Annotated in this window: 18 protein-coding genes; 15 read left to right on the forward strand and 3 right to left on the reverse strand. The window is 33.8% G+C overall.

The annotated features are described in order from the left end of the window. Nucleotide 1: 1 nt before the first annotated feature. The 3 genes from LNP19_RS08130 to LNP19_RS08140 form a co-directional block, all read right to left on the reverse strand. The gene (locus tag LNP19_RS08130) at nucleotides 2–3,358 is read right to left on the reverse strand and encodes a SusC/RagA family TonB-linked outer membrane protein (RefSeq protein WP_230061438.1); all 3,357 of its coding nucleotides are present in this window, start codon (nucleotides 3,356–3,358) and stop codon (nucleotides 2–4) included. A 97-nt stretch (nucleotides 3,359–3,455) separates the two neighbouring features. Then, complete coding sequence (locus LNP19_RS08135) at nucleotides 3,456–4,637, reverse strand: FecR family protein (RefSeq protein ID WP_230061439.1); 1,182 nt, start codon at nucleotides 4,635–4,637, stop codon at nucleotides 3,456–3,458. 159 nt (nucleotides 4,638–4,796) lie between these two features. After that, the gene (locus LNP19_RS08140; protein WP_230061440.1) at nucleotides 4,797–5,366 is read right to left on the reverse strand and encodes an RNA polymerase sigma factor; all 570 of its coding nucleotides are present in this window, start codon (nucleotides 5,364–5,366) and stop codon (nucleotides 4,797–4,799) included. Nucleotides 5,367–6,210: 844 nt separating this feature from the next. Between LNP19_RS08140 and LNP19_RS08145 the strand changes: the two genes are divergently transcribed. From LNP19_RS08145 to LNP19_RS08215, 15 genes are all read left to right on the forward strand, one after another. Continuing rightward, on the forward strand, nucleotides 6,211–7,515 hold the full coding sequence (locus LNP19_RS08145) for a dihydrolipoamide acetyltransferase family protein (protein WP_230061441.1): 1,305 nt from the start codon (nucleotides 6,211–6,213) through the stop codon (nucleotides 7,513–7,515). Between the two features lie 199 nt (nucleotides 7,516–7,714). Next, nucleotides 7,715–8,485 (forward strand): 3'-5' exonuclease, encoded by a 771-nt coding sequence (locus tag LNP19_RS08150; protein WP_230061442.1) that lies wholly within the window; start codon nucleotides 7,715–7,717, stop codon nucleotides 8,483–8,485. 51 nt (nucleotides 8,486–8,536) lie between these two features. Beyond that, a complete protein-coding gene (locus tag LNP19_RS08155; RefSeq protein ID WP_230061443.1) occupies nucleotides 8,537–9,148 on the forward strand; it encodes a fumarylacetoacetate hydrolase family protein in 612 nt (203 codons plus the stop codon). Continuing rightward, nucleotides 9,148–9,492 (forward strand): Hpt domain-containing protein, encoded by a 345-nt coding sequence (locus LNP19_RS08160; protein ID WP_230061444.1) that lies wholly within the window; start codon nucleotides 9,148–9,150, stop codon nucleotides 9,490–9,492. The genes LNP19_RS08155 and LNP19_RS08160 overlap by 1 nt, the downstream gene beginning before the upstream one ends. Before the next feature lie 108 nt (nucleotides 9,493–9,600). Further along, complete coding sequence (locus tag LNP19_RS08165; protein ID WP_230061445.1) at nucleotides 9,601–10,854, forward strand: CinA family nicotinamide mononucleotide deamidase-related protein; 1,254 nt, start codon at nucleotides 9,601–9,603, stop codon at nucleotides 10,852–10,854. A 72-nt stretch (nucleotides 10,855–10,926) separates the two neighbouring features. Further along, nucleotides 10,927–11,163: a 50S ribosomal protein L28 gene (gene rpmB, locus LNP19_RS08170; RefSeq protein ID WP_072941276.1), complete on the forward strand. Its 237-nt coding sequence runs from the start codon at nucleotides 10,927–10,929 to the stop codon at nucleotides 11,161–11,163. A gap of 29 nt (nucleotides 11,164–11,192) precedes the next feature. Continuing rightward, entirely contained in the window at nucleotides 11,193–11,375 is a 183-nt protein-coding gene (rpmG, locus tag LNP19_RS08175) for a 50S ribosomal protein L33 (protein ID WP_011963553.1), read from the forward strand. 73 nt (nucleotides 11,376–11,448) lie between these two features. Continuing rightward, on the forward strand, nucleotides 11,449–11,601 hold the full coding sequence (locus tag LNP19_RS08180; RefSeq protein WP_072941281.1) for a DUF4295 domain-containing protein: 153 nt from the start codon (nucleotides 11,449–11,451) through the stop codon (nucleotides 11,599–11,601). 127 nt (nucleotides 11,602–11,728) lie between these two features. After that, a complete protein-coding gene (gene ftsY / locus LNP19_RS08185; RefSeq protein ID WP_230061446.1) occupies nucleotides 11,729–12,682 on the forward strand; it encodes a signal recognition particle-docking protein FtsY in 954 nt (317 codons plus the stop codon). A gap of 325 nt (nucleotides 12,683–13,007) precedes the next feature. Then, nucleotides 13,008–14,111 (forward strand): sensor histidine kinase, encoded by a 1,104-nt coding sequence (locus tag LNP19_RS08190; protein WP_230061447.1) that lies wholly within the window; start codon nucleotides 13,008–13,010, stop codon nucleotides 14,109–14,111. After that, entirely contained in the window at nucleotides 14,111–15,445 is a 1,335-nt protein-coding gene (locus tag LNP19_RS08195) for a sigma-54-dependent transcriptional regulator (RefSeq protein ID WP_230061448.1), read from the forward strand. The genes LNP19_RS08190 and LNP19_RS08195 overlap by 1 nt, the downstream gene beginning before the upstream one ends. A gap of 203 nt (nucleotides 15,446–15,648) precedes the next feature. After that, the gene (locus tag LNP19_RS08200) at nucleotides 15,649–15,870 is read left to right on the forward strand and encodes a hypothetical protein (RefSeq protein WP_230061449.1); all 222 of its coding nucleotides are present in this window, start codon (nucleotides 15,649–15,651) and stop codon (nucleotides 15,868–15,870) included. A gap of 6 nt (nucleotides 15,871–15,876) precedes the next feature. After that, nucleotides 15,877–17,157, forward strand: coding sequence for a Glu/Leu/Phe/Val family dehydrogenase (locus LNP19_RS08205; protein ID WP_230061450.1), 1,281 nt, complete (start codon nucleotides 15,877–15,879; stop codon nucleotides 17,155–17,157). A gap of 90 nt (nucleotides 17,158–17,247) precedes the next feature. Then, entirely contained in the window at nucleotides 17,248–17,664 is a 417-nt protein-coding gene (locus LNP19_RS08210) for a GreA/GreB family elongation factor (protein WP_230061451.1), read from the forward strand. A gap of 50 nt (nucleotides 17,665–17,714) precedes the next feature. Continuing rightward, nucleotides 17,715–18,080: a hypothetical protein gene (locus tag LNP19_RS08215; RefSeq protein ID WP_230061452.1), complete on the forward strand. Its 366-nt coding sequence runs from the start codon at nucleotides 17,715–17,717 to the stop codon at nucleotides 18,078–18,080. The last annotated feature ends 49 nt before the right edge of the window (nucleotides 18,081–18,129 follow it).

The raw sequence follows: 18,129 nt of genomic DNA on the forward strand, positions 1-18,129 counted from the left end.
TTTATAAGTTTAAGTTTAATCCTAAAGTAAATGTTTTTACAGCTGGATAGCTTGCGCTATCGTATCCTTGATTAAAGTTGCTTGCTGGACTATAATTTACCTCTGGATCTAGTCCACTATAAGATGTAATGGTAAAAATATTGCTTGCTGATAACGAGATACTCGCACGTTGGATAAAAAGTTTTTGCAATAATTTTGGATTAAATTTATAAGTAACATTTAAATTTTTAAATTTAAAGAATGATGCGTCTTCTATAAAGAAATTGGAATCTCTTCTATTGTTGTTAGGATCACCGGAAACAAGTCTTGGGATATTGGTGTCAGTATTGGTTGGTGTCCAGGCATTTTGAATGTCAGTAGAGTAATTGCTGGTGTAATTATTGAAAATCAACAAATCTTTCTTGTTGCTATTGTATAAGTAGTTACCAACACTAAAGTTAAACATGGCCGATACTTCGAAATTTCCAAAACGAACAATATTATTCCATCCTCCAAAGAAATCAGGTTCTGCATTTCCTATAATAGTATTGTCATCTCCACCGATGTAACCATCTTTATTAGTGTCAACAAACATAAAGTCTCCGGGAGCAGTTTTAGTAGATTGGTATACTCCACTTGGCGAAGCTGCATTTAAAGCATCTATTTGTTCTTGATTTTGAAAAATACCGGCCACTTTATATCCTGAAAAATAACTGATGGATTCTCCTTCTATAAGATTATTGTAGTATCCTCCGTTTAATTTCAATACTTTACTTTTGATTGTTGTTAAATTCAATTCTGATGTCCATTGGAATTTTTCATTTGAAATCACATCAACACCAATCTGAAATTCAAAACCTCTATTCAAGAAATCTCCTATGTTTGAGTATTGGCTGCTTCCACCAGTTTCTAGGATAACATCTCTCAATAAGATTTGATCTGAAGTCTTTTTGTTGAAAAAACCTATAGTTCCATTGATTCTTCTATCCCATAAAGAGTAGTCTATTGCTACATCTAATTGGTTTGTTGTTTCCCATCTTATTGCTGGATTTGGAATAGTATTGGAAATAACTCCATTGTTGTTGTTGTAAAAACTTCCTGAAGTAAAAAAGGTGGCGTACTGAAAATCAGAGAAGTTTGCAGAACCTGTTTTTCCGTACGAACTTCTTATTTTTAAGTCGTTTATGAAATTTACATCTTCTAAAAAGTCTTCTTTTGAAATTCGCCAAGCAATAGCACCTGAAGGGAAATAGCCCCATCTGTTTTCTGGACCAAATTTAGTCGACTTGTCAGATCTACCAGTAAATGTGAAATAGTATTTATTGTCAAAGTTGTAGTTTGCTCTTAAAAAATAGGATGATAAACCACTAATTGTACCACCGCTGGTTAAACTTACATTTGATGCGGCTCCTGGTGTAACCATAACTTCATCATCAGGGAAATTTGTGGCATTGGTGTTGATGAATTCGCTTTTGTTTTGGGTGTAAGAAATACCGGCAACAGTATTTATGTTGTGTTTGTTGATGTTCTTGCTATAGGTTAAAGTGTTGTCTAAAACCCTTGAAGAGAAATCAGAATCGGTTAAGGTTAATGATCCTTTTCTGTTATTTTTTAACTCAAAAATATCATGACTTGGAGTGTATCTGAAACTTTTGTTGTTGGATGTATTGTAAGAGTAAGTTGATTTTAATAGCAACCTTTTTGAGATTTCATATTCTCCAAACAGGGATACAATCAAATTTTTATTGTCTACAAAGGCAGGATAGCGTACTTTGGCATATGGGTTTGCAGAAACATTTCCTGTATCATGACCGTAAGTTCCGTCTTGATCAAATATTGGTATATCAGGTCTATATTTAATGGTTTGGTAGTAGAAAGTGGTGTTACTGCCTTTGTTTTTGGATTCACTATAATTAAAATTTGCACCTACGCGAAGTCTGTCAGAAAGTTTTGTCTCTAATTTTGTACGTAAATTATTTCTTTTGAAATTAGTGTTATGAATAGCTCCTTTTTGATCTGTCACTCCTGCTGAAAGCGAATATAGAGAAGAACCATTCAAAGAACCTCCATTGGCATTCAAATAATGATTAGTGTTTATGGCGCTTTGATCTGTTTCTTTTTGCCAGTCAGTGTCGACCTCTTTACCATAGGGATATAGCAAATTGTCAGCTGGAAGATTTGCTCCTGAGTTTTGGTAGGCAGTTTCAATCACTTCGTGAAATTGCTTTGAATTAAGCATTGAGTATTCATTAGTGAACTTTGAAATACTGGTATTAGAACTTAAACTAATGCTAGGAACAGAAGAATAACTTCCTTTTTTTGTGTTGATGATAACGACTCCGTTAGCTCCTCTGGATCCGTAAATAGCGGTAGCCGAAGCATCTTTTAAGATATCTAGACTCTCAATATCTTGAGGATTAATAGAGGCTAATGGAGATATGGAACTAGAAAAATTGGAAGAATAAAATGAGTTTCCTTGTCCTTGTCCAATTTCTATTGGTAAACCATCTATAACGTAAAGCGGCTCATTGTTTCCAAATATGGATGTAATACCACGAATTCTAATCGAAGCCGAAGCTCCTGGAGCTCCTGAAGCAGTTATCACATGTACACCGGGTGCTCTTCCTACTAAGGCATTATCAATGCTTACGGAATTGCTTTTGTTAATTTCTTGAACATCTATTTTTGAAACCGATCCGGTTATGTCTTTTCTTTTTTGGGAACCATATCCTACAAGTACAATTTCTTCTAGGGATTGAGAATCCATTTTAAGTACGACATTTATTTTTGAATTATCTCCAACAACTACTTCGGATGTTTGCATTCCGATATAGCTAAAAACCAGCGTCTTCCCTTTGGAACTTGTTATAGCGTAATTACCGTCGAAATCTGAAGAAACACCATTAGTACTGCCTTTTTCGGATATATTTACACCAGGTATTGGTATTCCTTTTTCATTAGTGACTTTTCCGGCAATAGCTTGTTGTACATAATCATTACTAGTACTTACAGTCTTTTCCTTGATTAAAATGGTTTTTTCATCAGTAAATACAAGCTTAAAGTTACCGCTTGAAAGACTTTGCTGCAATAATTTACTGGCTTTAATTGTCCCTTTTTTTAATTGAACCGTTGGGGAGTTTTTAAAAAGATTGGATTTATAGACAAATCTGTAGTCTGTTTGTTCTTTGATGATTTCAAAGACCTCGTCTACACTAATTGTTTTGTCGTTATCAATGATGATTTTAGCATTTTGGGAAATAGCATTTTCCGATGTGAAACTAAAGACTGCGGTGCAGTATAAGAATAAAAAAGCTCTCATAATGATAGGGATCAGTCCTTTTCTGAAACAGAAAAGAGCATTAATTGGTTTAATTTTCATAATTTTGGTTGGTATTAATTAGTTAAATATTTAATTGGTTAATCATTATGGGAATACAGGTTTGCATTGTGAGAGATATGGACCTGGTTCCCTTTTTTTATCTAATAATTATGGTTTTATTGTTTATGTCATAGTTAATGTTGTTGGTTTGATTAATTATTAATAGGATTTCATTAATGCTTTGTTTTTTGTCTAAAACTCCGGTGAATTGAAGGTTTTCAAGCTTTGGGTGAACGAAAATCACTTCCATGTCATACCATCTGGCGAGTACTTTCATTATTTCTTTGAGTGATAAGTCTTTAAAGCTAAAAACACCATTTTTCCATGAGGTCTCATTATATAAGTCTACTGGGTTTATTACGGTAGTCTGCTTTGTAAGGCTGTATGTAGCTTGTTGACCAGGATGTAATATTTTTTTAGTTTTATTTGTTTCAATAGCAACCTTTCCTTCGATTAATGTTGTGTAGATAACATCTTCATCTTTGTATCCTTTTACATTAAATTCAGTGCCTAAAACTTCAATGTTTTGATTGCCTGAAAAGACTTTGAATTTTGACCCTTTGTGACTAGTACTTGGGGAAACATCAAAATAAGCTTCTCCATAAACCAGTTCAATTTCTCTTGTTTTTCCTTCTGTGAAATTTGTTGGATATTTAAGTTTAGATTCAGAGTTTAACCAAACTTGCGTACCATCCGATAAAGTAATAGAGAATTGTCCTCCTCGGGGAATAGTGAGATAATTATATAAAATTTCGGAATCTTTTTTAACGTTTTTGCCATAAACTACTTGCTCTCCATTGCTGCTGATGCCTTGGTTTTGGTAGTTTTGACCTTTTGTTAGAGTTATTTCAGAACCATCTGCCAGTGTTAATATTGCCTTGTCGGTCCCTGCTTTGATGTTGTTTTCTACTATGATTTGTTTTGGGATTTTTTGAGAATCCTCTTTGTTGACAAATATTGTTAATGTGACCATTAATAAAATTGATGCTGCAACGGCATATCTTGTCCAAGTACGATTAAATAAGGGTATTGTAGTTTTCTTTTGTTCCTTTAATATTTGTTTTTCAAGTCTATTGTATATTTCATCAGTATTGATTTGATTGTAAATGGCGAGTTTATCTTCTATGTTTTTTTTGTTTGTTATCTTTTTATATAACGCTTTATTTTGGGTTTGTATCAGCCAGTTGTCAAGTTGCTTTTTTTCTTCGATGGTTATAATATTAGCAACAGACTTGTATATTAACTGAGCTATATGATATTTGGATGAATCTTGCTTCATTTCTTTTTTAGAATTAGTAAGGCAATAATTTTTTACTGTCTATAATTCTATGACTTTAAAAAAAGTATTTAGGGTGGAATTTTTTTTACTTTTTTTTTGATAAAGTTGCTGAAAGCGATTTTTGTCTTTTTTTTTGTCCTAAAGTTTTGAAAGGGGATTTTATAATGTAGCTAAAAGAATTTGAAATAAAGGGTAGTCTTTCAGATGTTCCTTTAATAGTTCAATTGCTCTGGCTCTTTGTGATTTTACAGTATTAATGCTGATTTGTAGTTCTTCAGAGATATCTTTGTATTTTACCCCTTCCAGGCAGGATAATTCAAAAACTTTTCTGCATTTTGGAGGCAATGAAGCTAGTGCTTGGTATAGAATAGCGTGTGTTTCTTCTTCGATGATGTATTGATCCATTAAATCAGCGGAGTCATGCTTGTCTAAATCTAACGGAACGGATTGTTTTTCTTTTTTGAGATAGTCTAATGAGGCATTGCGAGCCATCGCGTATAAATAGGATTTCAGGTTTCCTATTTTGTCTATTTCATTTTTTTTTTGCCATAAAATAAAAAATACGTTTTCGGCAATTTCTTCTGCGGCATATTGGTCTTCAACGTATTTTAAAGAAAATAAATACAAACGTTTGTAATAAGTGTCAAAAATAATTTTGTAGCTATTAGTGTCTCCTTTTTTTAGAAGAGAGATAATAGATGCGTTTATATTTGAATCGACGTTTTTCAATGAAATAATTCTTAATTTCTTTGTAAATAAAACAAAATATTATGAATTATGCTAATCAAAATTGAAAAGGGAAAGTGGGGTTTTAGCTGTTTGTTTTTTGCTTTTTCTAAGATAGTTTTTTTGTTTTTTTTAGGGTAAAATATTTGTTTTTAAGTGTTTATGTTGGTAGGTTTTTTTATTTTGAGATTGTATTTTTCAGTTTAATAATAAAAATGCGAATTCAGTAAATTGTGCAAAAAGTAAGATTTAGTAATCTAATTTTTACGCTAAATCAAGTGTTCTTTTTGTTTAAATTTAGATTTCATTGTTTGTTAATAGATATGATTTATGAGATGATTTTTTTAACGACCGTTTTTAGAAAGATTTTATGATAGATCTTTTTCTTTTAAATGAGGGACAAAGTAAGCTCTGATTCGAATCTAGTAAAAGGCTTATAATGTTAAAAATTAAGCGTAGATAAATTATTTATTCTTGACTCTTGCTCAAGGTTTTAAAGTGGGTATGGCTTTGTTTTTTCAAAAAAAAAGCTTCATTTACCGGTTTAAAAACGGAAAAAATGGTATTTTCGTCATGGATTTGAACTTAGACCGCAGTCGAATTGCTATTGCGTAAGTTTCTGTTTACTTCTAGGAATGGGTTAATTTTATGAAATCGTTAAAAAATAATAGATTAACGGTTAGAATGACATCAAAATATACTGATTTTTTAATAGGATGAGTAAAATCTAATGAAAAGAGATGTAGATGTAAAAATATTGCGATAAATTGCATTTAATGAAATTTATATTTGAAATATTTAGTAATTTCGCAAACTGAAAACAAAAATCACCTTTTAGGTTAACAATATGGCAAGATTTGAATTAAAGCTTCCAAAAATGGGAGAAAGCGTCGCAGAAGCAACCATAACAAATTGGTTAAAAGAAGTGGGAGACAAAATTGAAGCTGATGAAGCAGTACTAGAAATTGCAACGGATAAAGTTGACAGCGAAGTGCCTAGTGAAGTTAGCGGTGTTTTGGTTGAGAAGTTGTTTGGTAAAGATGACTTAGTTCAAGTAGGGCAAACCATTGCAATTATTGAAATAGAAGGTGGTGAAGCAAGTACTGAGGTTAAAGAAACTGTAGCTTCAGCGGTAGTTGCTGAAGTAGAAAAAACAGTAGAAGCAGCCAAAGAAAGTGTTGCGGTACCAGTTGATTTTTCAGATTCAGATAAATTCTTTTCTCCATTAGTTAAGAATATTGCTAAAGAAGAGGAAGTTTCGATAGCGGAATTAGAAACAATCAAGGGTACAGGAAAAGACGGAAGAGTTACTAAAAATGATATACTGGATTACGTAAAAAATAGAGGAAATCAACCAGTGTCCGCTGTGACAACAGCGATTGAAACACCAAAATCAGCTCCTGCGGCTGTTGCTCAGAAAGCAGCTCCGGTTTCGCTAAGCGGTGGTGATGAGATTGTTGAAATGGACAGAATGCGTAAATTGATTGCGGGTTATATGGTGGCTTCGGTACAAACTTCGGCTCATGTGCAATCGTTTATCGAGGTAGATGTGACCAATATTGTAAAATGGAGGGAAAAACATAAAAACGCTTTCGAGAAAAGAGAAGGAGAGAAGTTGACTTATACTCCAATTTTCATGGAAGCGGTTGCAAAGGCGTTGAAAGATTATCCGGGAATGAATATTTCGGTTGATGGTGATTTCATCATCAAAAAGAAAAATATCAATTTAGGAATGGCTGCTTCCTTGCCAAACGGAAATTTAATTGTTCCGGTTATTAAAAATGCAGACCAACTTAACCTGGTTGGAATGGCAAAAGCGGTAAACGACTTAGGTGGTCGTGCAAAAGCAGGAAAATTAAAGCCGGACGATACTCAAGGAGGAACGTATACGGTTACGAATGTGGGGACTTTTGGAAGTGTTTTTGGAACTCCAATTTTGAATCAGCCACAGGTAGGTATTTTAGCTCTAGGAGCCATCCGTAAAATGCCGGCAGTTATTGAAACTCCAGAGGGTGATTTTATCGGTATTCGTCAAAAAATGTTTCTTTCACATAGTTACGATCATCGCGTTGTGGATGGTGCGCTAGGAGGGAGTTTTGTAAAACGCGTTGCAGAATACCTGGAAGCATTTGATGTAAATAGGGATTTGTAAAAGATAAAAGATTAGTTAAGAAGCCCAACAGATTTTTTTGATTTGTTGGGTTTTTTTTAGTTTTGTAAAAGATTGTGCTTTTGAGGTAATATTCTTTCTTGATTCGAGAATTGATGAGCTTTAGAATCAAAACTTTTGAAAAAACAAGAGGCTAATTTCAGGTTTAAAAATTACATTTGTAATATTATAAAAATAAAAAATGGAACTTAAATTAAATAAACCAATCTGCTTTTTTGACCTCGAAACTACGGGAATTGACATTGGAAAAGACAGAATTGTTGAAATATCAATATTTAAAGTTTTTCCTAACGGAAATAAAGAAAGCAAGACGTGGTTAGTAAATCCTACGATTCCAATTCCGGCACAAACAACCGCCGTTCATGGAATTACCGATGAAAAAGTAGCTAATGAACCTACTTTTAAAGAGTTGGCTTCACAGGTTTATAATATGATTAAGGATAGTGATTTGGCTGGTTTTAATTCAGATCGCTTTGATATCCCATTATTGGCAGAAGAATTGCTTCGTGCCGGCGTGGATTTCGATATGAAAAACAGGGTTTCGGTAGATGTTCAGACTATTTTTCATAAAATGGAAGAGCGTACTTTGTCTGCTGCGCTTAAATTTTACTGCGGTAAAGGATTAGAGAATGCTCATTCTGCTGAAGCGGATACTATGGCAACCTATGAAATATTAAAAGCACAAATTGAGCGTTATCCAGAATTGGAGAATGATGTTAAATCATTGTCGGAATTTTCGACGAGAAAAAAAATCGCCGATTTTGCAGGCATGATCGCTTTTGATAAAGAGGATAATGAAATTTTTGCTTTTGGGAAGCATAAAGGAGTAAAGGTGGATACGGTTTTAGAAAACGAACCGGGTTATTTTAGTTGGATACAAAATGCAGATTTCCCTTTGTATACCAAGAAAGTATTGACTGCAATCAAATTAAGAAAATTGAATACGAAATAAGTTTTCAGTGTTCAGTTCTAAACTGACCACTGGTTACTGAATACTAAAGTTATGAAGATAATTTGTATCGGAAGAAATTATGTCAATCATATAGAGGAGTTGCAAAATGAGCGCCCTACGGAACCGGTGGTTTTTATGAAACCGGATTCGGCGATTTTATTAAAGCAGCATCCGTTTGTTATTCCGGAATTTTCGGAGGATATTCATCATGAGGTTGAAATTATTGTCAAAATAAGTAAGGTAGGTAAATACATCGAACCTAAATTTGCTCATAAGTATTATGACGAAATTAGTGTGGGAATAGATTTTACTGCTCGGGATTTACAATCAAAGTTGAAGGCCAAAGGATTGCCGTGGGAAAAAGCGAAGGCATTTGATGGATCAGCGGTTATTGGAGATTTTTTACCTAAAGAGCAATTTAGTTCGCTAGAAAATCTTACTTTTGAGTTGACTAATAATGGAAAGTCGGTGCAAATAGGTGATTCAGCCTATATGTTGTGGAAAATTGATGAGCTTATTTCTTATGTTTCTCAATATTTTACGTTAAAAATAGGTGATATTATTTTTACAGGAACTCCGGAAGGAGTGGCTGCAGTGCAACCGAATGATGTTTTAGAAGGATTTTTAGAAGGACATAAACTCTTTAGAATACAAGTAAAATAATGGCTTTAAATTATAACCTTTCAAAAGTGTACGCACTTTCAGATAATGACACCGAATTTGTAAATGAAATTCTTACCCTGTTTGTGACAGAGGTTCCTGAGGATTTGTTGCAAATAAAAGAAGGAATTAAAAAGAAAGATCACAAGCATGCGTATGCTTATGCGCATAAAATTAAACCTACTCTTGATTTACTTGGTTTAAATGTGGCTTTTGAGGAAATTCTACAATTGGAAGCTTGGACCAAAGAAGAAGGTAAGAAAAAAGATGTTAAAGATACTTTTAAGAGCATCAAGAATCAGGTGAGTGATGCCGTTAAAGAAATAAAAAAAGATTTCGATTTGTAGTTTTTCGAATGTGTTTATTTCTGTCGTGAAAACTTTAAAAATTCAACATTCATTTTTTCTTGAATGTTGAATTTTATTTATAGTCTCAACCCTAAATTTTAGTAAAGAATGAAAGCAACCATAGTTACTATTGGCGATGAAATTTTAATAGGGCAAATTGTAGATACAAATTCTGCTTTTATAGCTAAATCATTAGATGGTATAGGGATAGAGATCGATGAGATGATTTCGATTAGTGATGATAAGCAAAGTATATTAGAGGCTTTCTTGTATTTGCAAAATAAAGTAGATTTGGTTATTATAACTGGAGGTTTAGGTCCTACTAAAGATGATATTACTAAGAAAACGTTTTGTGATTATTTTGAAGATGAATTAATTGTGGATCAAGGAGTTTTGGCTCATGTTACGCAGCTTATTGAGGGTTTTTATAAGCGTCCGATTACGCAAATCAATAAAGATCAAGCTTTGGTTCCGTCAAAATGTACGGTGCTTCATAATCAGGTGGGTACAGCGCCGGGCATGTGGATGAAGAAAGAAAATACAGTTTTTATTTCGCTTCCGGGGGTTCCTTATGAAATGAAATACTTGGTTGAAAGTGAAATTGTGCCAAGAGTAGTAAAAGAATACAAGCGTCCGTTTATTATCCATAAAACGATTCTTACTTATGGTCAAGGCGAAAGTCTGGTAGCGGAACGTATTGAGGATTGGGAAAATAATCTTCCTAATTTTATAAAATTGGCTTATTTGCCAAGTCCGGGAAGAGTTCGTTTGCGGCTTTCTGCCCGTGGAGATAATAAGCAACAATTGGTAGAGGCAATAGATGAAAAGGTGCGTTCGTTGGACGCGAATATCCATGATATCATTGTTGGTTTTGAAGAAGACGAAACGATTGAGGCTGTGGTTGGGGAATTGTTGAAAAAGCATAAAATGACTGTTTCTACTGCCGAAAGTTGTACGGGCGGAACAATTGCGTCGGTTTTGTCAGCGGTGCCCGGAGCTTCAAATTACTTTAAAGGGAGTGTGGTTTCCTATGCAACGGAAGCGAAAATGGATGTTTTGGGTATTCCCGAAAGTTTGATAAAGGAGTTTTCTGTGGTGAGTGCTGAGGTGGTTTCGGCTATGGCCGTGAGTGTGAAAAATCTGATGAAAACAGATTTCGCAATTGCGACAACTGGAAATGCAGGGCCTACAAAAGGCGATGGAAATGCTGAAATTGGCACTGTTTTTATCGCTTTGGCGACGCCAAATGAAGTGATTGTTGAAGAATATAATTTCGGTCAACCCCGTGAAAAAGTGATAGATAGAGCGGTGATTAAAAGTTTAGAACTATTAAGGAAAGAATTTTTGAAAAATGTGTACTGATTTTTTTGCTTCATCCGTTTATTTTTCTTTTCTTTGCACCCTGATTTTGAATAACGATAAAAGATAAGCATAATGTCAAGAGTTTGTGACCTTACAGGTAAAAGAGCGATGGTAGGAAATAACGTTTCTCACGCTATGAATAAAACTAAGAGAAAATTTTCTGTAAACTTAGTTAAAAAGCGTTTTTATCTTCCAGAAGAAGATAGATGGATTACTCTTAGAGTAGCAGCATCTACGATAAAAACAATTAACAAAAATGGAATTGCTGCAGTTTTGAAAAAAGCGCAGTCACAAGGATTTATTAAATAATCTTTATTCCAATATAAATAAATAGCAAGATGGCAAAGAAAGGTAATAGAATCCAGGTAATTTTAGAATGTACTGAACACAAAGCATCAGGTGTTGCAGGAACTTCAAGATACATCACAACAAAGAACAAAAAAAATACTCCAGACAGATTAGAGATTAAAAAATTTAATCCAGTTTTGAAGAGAGTAACTGTTCATAAAGAAATTAAATAATTAGAGATTTTATAAAATCTCAAATGGTTACATTTGAAGATTATGTAAAATTTAAATAAACAAATAGTAAGTCATGGCAAAGAAAACCGTAGCATCGTTACAAACATCTTCTAAGAGATTATCAAAAGCCATCAAAATGGTAAAATCTCCAAAAACAGGTGCATATACATTCGTAGAATCTATTATGGCTCCTGAAGCAGTTGATGAATTCTTGAAAAAGAACTAATTAGTCAAGCATTATATAGAAAAGCTACTTTCATTCGGAAGTAGCTTTTTTATTTTCTATCTTTACCGATTAGAAAAACGCATTAGCTTCTAGGGTATAATGCTTCATTCTTAATACTGTCAATACAATGAGTTTTTTTAAAAGAATATTTTCATCAGAAAAAAAAGAGACTTTAGATAAAGGTCTTGAAAAATCAAAAACATCTTTCTTTTCCAAGTTAAGCAAAGCTGTTGTCGGAAAGTCTAAAGTAGATGATGACGTTTTAGACAATTTAGAAGAAATACTTGTTTCTTCAGATGTTGGTGTCGATACGACGCTAAAAATAATTACCCGAATTGAAAACCGTGTCGCTGCTGATAAATACCTTGGTATTGACGAGCTTAATAAAATTTTACAAGAAGAAATAGCTGGTTTGTTGTCTGAAACTAATACAGGCGAGGCTACAGAGTTCGTAATTCCGATTAATACAAAACCTTATGTTTTAATGGTTGTAGGGGTTAATGGTGTAGGAAAAACGACAACTATCGGGAAATTGGCTTATCAATTTAAAAAACAAGGTTATAAAGTGGTTCTTGGTGCCGCAGATACTTTTAGAGCAGCAGCAATTGATCAATTGCAAATTTGGGCCGATAGAGTTGGAGTTCCTATTGTAAGACAAAATATGGGTTCAGATCCGGCTTCAGTGGCATTTGATACTTTGCAATCGGCAGTTGCTCAAAATGCTGATATTGTAATTATTGATACCGCTGGTCGTTTGCACAATAAAATTAACCTGATGAACGAATTGACAAAGGTAAAACGGGTGATGCAAAAAGTTGTTGCAGATGCGCCACATGATGTTTTATTGGTTCTGGATGGTTCAACTGGTCAAAATGCTTTTGAACAAGCCAAACAATTTACAGCGGCTACCGAAGTGACTTCTCTTGCTGTTACCAAATTAGATGGGACGGCTAAAGGTGGAGTGGTTATTGGAATTTCGGATCAGTTTAAAATTCCGGTAAAGTATATTGGTGTAGGTGAAGGTATTGAAGACTTACAGGTTTTTAATAAATATGAGTTTGTGGATTCTTTCTTTAAATAATATGTATAATGAATTTTTCTTCGATTAAAAATATTCCAACGATGTATCTCTATTTAGGGAGCATTTTTTCCTTTGTTTTAGCTAATATGGTTAGAGATAAAAATATTATTTTCTACTATGTTTTATTGGTTGTTGGAGTTTTGTTTTTTGTTTTTGGTTTGTTTAAAAGAACTAGAAAACAATAGATTATGCAATTTATAAAGTAGTTTTTGCTTTGAATAAAGAACTCTAATTTAGGTTCGGCTTTAAATATTAAATTTATTCTTTTTAGGTTTTTAGATTAATTTTACCGCTGTATTTTTTAATATTAATCAATTTAAAAACTATGGATTCTATTATAACTACAGAAGAAATTCTTCAAGAGCGGATTAAGGAATTGTCCTGTCTCTATGATGTTTCCTCTGTGATTATCCTACATGAAGAATCCGTTACAGATACTTTAGATAAAATTTGCTCTATTCTAGAACGGGCTTGGCGATTTTCTGATAAAGCAATTATTGAGCTACAATTAGAGGATTATTATTTTTCTACTTCTAAAATAATACCAAGTGAGACTGTTTTTCAAGAATCGATAATTTCAATTTTTAACGAAAGTAAAGGATATGTCAAAGTGCATTATCCGATAGGAGACTTTTCTCAGAATGATTTTTTGGACGATGAACAAAAACTACTCAATAAGGTGTCTTCGGATATTAGTAGTTTTTATGAGCGACATTTAAATCAGGAAAAGAATGAGTTATTGAAACGAAGTATGGAACGAGTAGATCGTCTTGCTATTTTGGGTGAAATAACGGCTGGAATTGCTCACGAACTAAATACGCCTTTGGGGAATATTCTGGGTTTTGCAGAATTGATTCAAGAATCTACTAAAGAAAAACAATCTCAGTTAGATTGTACTAAGATTATCAAAGCGGCTATTTATTCGAGAGAAGTGGTTAAAAAACTTATGTTTTTTTCTTGTGAAATGCCTCAAAACAGGAGGTTTGTTGAAGTAGTGCCGCTTATTTCGGAGGCTTTAAGTCTAATGGGGCCTAATTTTAAAAAAGCTGAAATTAGTTATGAATTCGACTTTCAGGACCCTCAATTGGAAGTGCAATTAGATTCGATTCAGTTTACTCAAATTTTATTCAATATTTTAATAAATGCCATTTATGTTTCTCCTAAGAACTCGGTTGTTAAAGTAAAAGTCTATGTCTTAGCGGCGGATTTTTTCATAGAAATTGCCGATGAAGGACCAGGTATAGTCGAAGAATTTAAATGTAAAATATTTGAGCCATTTTTTACTACAAAACCTGTCGGCGAAGGTTCCGGCTTAGGGCTTAGTGTGGTACACGGCATTGTTAAAAGTCACAAGGGAGATATTGTTTCTTTTGATAATGTACCTCAAGGCACTATTTTTCAAATAAGATTACCCTTAAAGACCATTTAATGAAGTTAAAGAAAGAAAATATTCTAATTGTTGATGATAATTATGATATGCTTGAGTTGCTTCATCGCAATTTAAAATCTCAAAATTTTCACACTTATAAGGCTTCTTCTGTGAAGGAAGCGATTGAGATTTTAAAATTCAGTACTATAGATTTACTGATTACTGATTTGCAGATGCCTGGAATTAATGGTATCGAGTTGGTGAAATATGTCCAGGAACATTTTCCTGTTATTCCAAAATTAGTTATTACAGGATTCCCGTCTGTTGATGGAGCTATTGAAGCCGTTAAGTCGGGCGCTTTGGATTATTTGGCCAAGCCTTTTACTAATGAAGAGTTGAGAACTGCTGTGCAGAATTTAATTGTTTCAAAAGAGAGTGCAAAAAATAGTACTGAAAAAGCCGTTTCTTCTGATGTGAAAATTAAGGAATATGCTGGTATTGTAGGTAAATCTCAGCAAATAGTCCAGTTGATAGATTTGATTCAGCGTGTCAAAGACAATAGGGCTACAATTTTGATTCAAGGTGAAAGTGGTACCGGAAAAGAGTTGGTGGCTCGGGCAATACATTATCAAGGGGCTTTTTCTTCTAAACCTTTTATTACGGTAAACTGCGGTGCAATACCTGAAAATTTAATGGAATCGGAGCTTTTTGGTTATGTAAAAGGTGCTTTTACGGGAGCCAATGAGAATAGGGATGGTTTTTTTCAAGCAGCTGCAGGCGGAACGATATTTTTAGATGAAATAGGTACAGCTCCTTTAGCGGTTCAAACTAGGTTGTTGAGAGTGTTACAGGAAAAAGAAATTAGTATGATTGGTTCTCAAAAAACCCAAAAAATTGAACTGAGAATTATTGCAGCTACCAATAATGATCTCTATGAGATGTCTAATAAGGGGACTTTTCGTGAAGATCTTTATTATAGATTAAATGTGGTGAATATTGAAACTCCGCCATTGCGTCATCGCCGTGGTGATATAAAGCTTTTGGTGGCTACTTTTCTAGATAAATATAGCGTGGAGTATAGCAAGCCTCAGATTACTATTTCAGATAATGCAGTCGAGATCTTGATGCGTCATTCATGGCCGGGTAATGTCAGGGAATTGGAAAATGTAATCCAAAGAATGATTATTATGAGTGGTGATCAAATTGAAGTTAGGGACGTTCCTGAATACTTAAAATATCCAATGCCATTTGAAAAGGAAGAACTTAAGTCTTTAAAGGACATTGAAAAAGCACATATTTTAAAGGTTCTTGCAGCTGTAGATAACAATAAAACTCGCGCAGCAGAAATACTTCAAATTGATCGAAAAACACTTCGTCAAAAACTAGATAAATAATTTTTTTTGGGGAATACCTCCTCTTTCGGGTAATTTTACCCCACTTATTTTTAGTATATATGTCCCTATCTTTTATCAAGCCCCTTGTTTCTAAGGGGTTTGTTGTTTCTATGAGTAAGATCATTTCAATTGGCATGCAGTTTGTCTATTGCTAGTAGAATAATTGTTTTTTTTTGGATAAATAAGTTTTTAAAAGATATAAAATGAGCTTGTTAGGTAAAAAAGGGATTGATTGTATTCCTATTGTCATTAAAAGAAAATCAAAAAAAGATAAGATGATAATTGATTTGGATGTATCATCAGTTCCAAAAGAAAAAGCAATTGTTACAAATGGTTTGATTTCGGGTTTGTGTAGTCATTGCGATGATAATTTGCGCTGTGACTGGAAACGGAATAATAAGATGTTTTGTGAACATTATCAATAAAATAATATGACAACTATAAAAGGAGCAACAAAAAAAAGTATGCTCGACAATGTGATGCAACAGTTTAATAAAACAGCTGATAGCATTAATTTGAATCCAAATATTAGAAAAATTTTATCAGTAACAAATAATGAAATTACAATTAACTTCCCCGTTAAGATGGACAATGGTGAAGTACGAGTTTTTACCGGTTACCGAGTGCAACACAACAATGCATTAGGGCCTTATAAAGGCGGTTTGCGTTACCATCCCTCAGTTGATGCCGAGGATACTAAAGCGCTTGCCATGTGGATGACTTGGAAAACCTCATTGGCTGGTTTGCCTTATGGCGGGGCAAAAGGAGGAATTCAAATTGATCCAAAAGAATTTTCAATTCAAGAGCTGGAGCGTATTACAAGACGTTTTACTTATGCTTTGGGAGAAAACATTGGTCCGGAACATGATATTCCGGCACCAGATGTCAATACTAATGAACAAACGATGGCTTGGATGGCTGATACATTTATGTCAACAAAACCATCATCAGAGCGCTCTCGTAATCAGCATGTGGTAACAGGGAAACCCGTTGGTTCTGGTGGTTTAGAAGGGAGAAATCGTTCCACTGGTTACGGGGTGTATCTGACTATTAAGTTGCTGTACAAAAGTAGAGGTGAAAGTTTGCAGGGTAAAAAGTTTATTGTACAAGGTTTTGGTAATGTAGGTTATTGGGCTTCTCATTTCTTAAGTCAGGATGGTGCTATTATGATAGCAGTTCAGGATGCTCAGGCTACAATAATTAATGAAAATGGGATAGCCGTACAAGCTTTATTTGATCATTCAAAAGCTGTAAATGGCTCTGTAAAAGGCTTTGTTGGCGCTAAAGAAATGGACTCAGACTTGTTTTTTGCTTTGCCTTGTGATGTCCTTATTCCAGCAGCTTTAGGAAATCAAATTACGGAGGAAAACGCCTATTCTGTTAAAGCAGATGTGATTGCAGAAGGGGCAAATGGGCCTATAGATACCGAAGGAGAGCAAATCCTGTTAAGAAATGGAATTACCATTATTCCTGATATTTTATGTAATTCAGGTGGGGTGATTGGTAGTTATTTTGAATGGCTTCAAAATAGAAATGGGGAGTTTTGGTCACTGGAAGAAGTGATGCAAAAGATTGATAAAAAACTTAGTGAGGCCTTCTATAAAGTGGAAGGTTTTGTAGAAGAAGGGGAAATTGACTGGAGAACAGCAGCCTATATTTTAGCAATAACAAGGATAGAAATAGCCTATAATCATAGAGGGATTTTTCCTTAAACACTTTTTAATCAGTTTAATAAAAATATACCTTTATAGTGACTCAGCGTTACTATAGAGGTTTTGACTTTACACTTTTACATTATAATTATGAAATACGGACAATTAATAGTAGACGAAAGAGAGTATGCTTTGCTAATGCGAAATATAGAGAGTTCTAGAAGCCAGGAAGATAAAATATATAGAGATTCAATTAAAAAGTTGAAAACGGAATTGCTATCTGCTAAAATTAAGAAAGAAGGCAAGATGCCAGAAGATGTAATTCGATACAATTCGGTTGTGAGAATTCGAACGCCTTTTAATACGGAAAGTAGTTATCAAATTGTGACTCCTGAGAAAAGTAATATAAAGCAAAACAAGATTTCTATTTTGTCTCCTATGGGATTGGCACTTTTTGGTTATGCCAAGGGCGATCGCATAGTTTGGCAATTTCCGTCAGGGACTAATGAGATTGAGATTATAGGGGTAAGCCAGCAGGAAATTCAGCTTAATACCGAAGCGCTATGAAAGATTTGATTTATAAACATGAGACAATTGATGATATCCAAATGAAATTTATGGATAGAGATATTGCGCTTTGGAAAGAAGAAATTTCGATTATAAGGGTAGAAATCCTCTTTTATAAACGAATGTTAACTTCGTCTGTTTTTAAGATCTTGAATTTCAACCCACAAAAAAAAGAGGATTTAATAAAAGATCTGACAAATGTTAAAGAAATAAACGAATCTTATTACAGACAATTAACAGATTTTCTGAATAAGTTGGATATGATAAAAGAGTGTGATGATGTTCAATGCGAAACGTTCTATCTAAATAATCACACTAAGTTTAGAAAAGAGATCGAAAGCCATTTTTCGGCTTATCGATATTATAAAAAGAATGTTATTTTATTTTTTGAGAGCCATCTCGAAGATAAAATATAAAAATAAGTTTTCTAGTTGGTTTTGGTTGAAAAACACATTTGAATTCTGT

Origin of the sequence: Flavobacterium acetivorans, from assembly GCF_020911885.1 — a bacterium.
GTDB lineage: Bacteria > Bacteroidota > Bacteroidia > Flavobacteriales > Flavobacteriaceae > Flavobacterium > Flavobacterium acetivorans.

What these genes read in the sequence shown, in the direction of transcription:
- LNP19_RS08130 (WP_230061438.1), bottom strand. Translation starts at nt 3,358, where the DNA reads ATGAAAATTAAACCAATTAATGCTCTTTTCTGTTTCAGAAAAGGACTG.
- LNP19_RS08135 (WP_230061439.1), bottom strand. Translation starts at nt 4,637, where the DNA reads ATGAAGCAAGATTCATCCAAATATCATATAGCTCAGTTAATATACAAG.
- LNP19_RS08145 (WP_230061441.1), top strand. Translation starts at nt 6,211, where the DNA reads ATGGCAAGATTTGAATTAAAGCTTCCAAAAATGGGAGAAAGCGTCGCA.
- LNP19_RS08150 (WP_230061442.1), top strand. Translation starts at nt 7,715, where the DNA reads ATGGAACTTAAATTAAATAAACCAATCTGCTTTTTTGACCTCGAAACT.
- LNP19_RS08155 (WP_230061443.1), top strand. Translation starts at nt 8,537, where the DNA reads ATGAAGATAATTTGTATCGGAAGAAATTATGTCAATCATATAGAGGAG.
- LNP19_RS08160 (WP_230061444.1), top strand. Translation starts at nt 9,148, where the DNA reads ATGGCTTTAAATTATAACCTTTCAAAAGTGTACGCACTTTCAGATAAT.
- LNP19_RS08165 (WP_230061445.1), top strand. Translation starts at nt 9,601, where the DNA reads ATGAAAGCAACCATAGTTACTATTGGCGATGAAATTTTAATAGGGCAA.
- rpmB (WP_072941276.1), top strand. Translation starts at nt 10,927, where the DNA reads ATGTCAAGAGTTTGTGACCTTACAGGTAAAAGAGCGATGGTAGGAAAT.
- rpmG (WP_011963553.1), top strand. Translation starts at nt 11,193, where the DNA reads ATGGCAAAGAAAGGTAATAGAATCCAGGTAATTTTAGAATGTACTGAA.
- LNP19_RS08180 (WP_072941281.1), top strand. Translation starts at nt 11,449, where the DNA reads ATGGCAAAGAAAACCGTAGCATCGTTACAAACATCTTCTAAGAGATTA.
- ftsY (WP_230061446.1), top strand. Translation starts at nt 11,729, where the DNA reads ATGAGTTTTTTTAAAAGAATATTTTCATCAGAAAAAAAAGAGACTTTA.
- LNP19_RS08190 (WP_230061447.1), top strand. Translation starts at nt 13,008, where the DNA reads ATGGATTCTATTATAACTACAGAAGAAATTCTTCAAGAGCGGATTAAG.
- LNP19_RS08195 (WP_230061448.1), top strand. Translation starts at nt 14,111, where the DNA reads ATGAAGTTAAAGAAAGAAAATATTCTAATTGTTGATGATAATTATGAT.
- LNP19_RS08200 (WP_230061449.1), top strand. Translation starts at nt 15,649, where the DNA reads ATGAGCTTGTTAGGTAAAAAAGGGATTGATTGTATTCCTATTGTCATT.
- LNP19_RS08205 (WP_230061450.1), top strand. Translation starts at nt 15,877, where the DNA reads ATGACAACTATAAAAGGAGCAACAAAAAAAAGTATGCTCGACAATGTG.
- LNP19_RS08210 (WP_230061451.1), top strand. Translation starts at nt 17,248, where the DNA reads ATGAAATACGGACAATTAATAGTAGACGAAAGAGAGTATGCTTTGCTA.
- LNP19_RS08215 (WP_230061452.1), top strand. Translation starts at nt 17,715, where the DNA reads ATGGATAGAGATATTGCGCTTTGGAAAGAAGAAATTTCGATTATAAGG.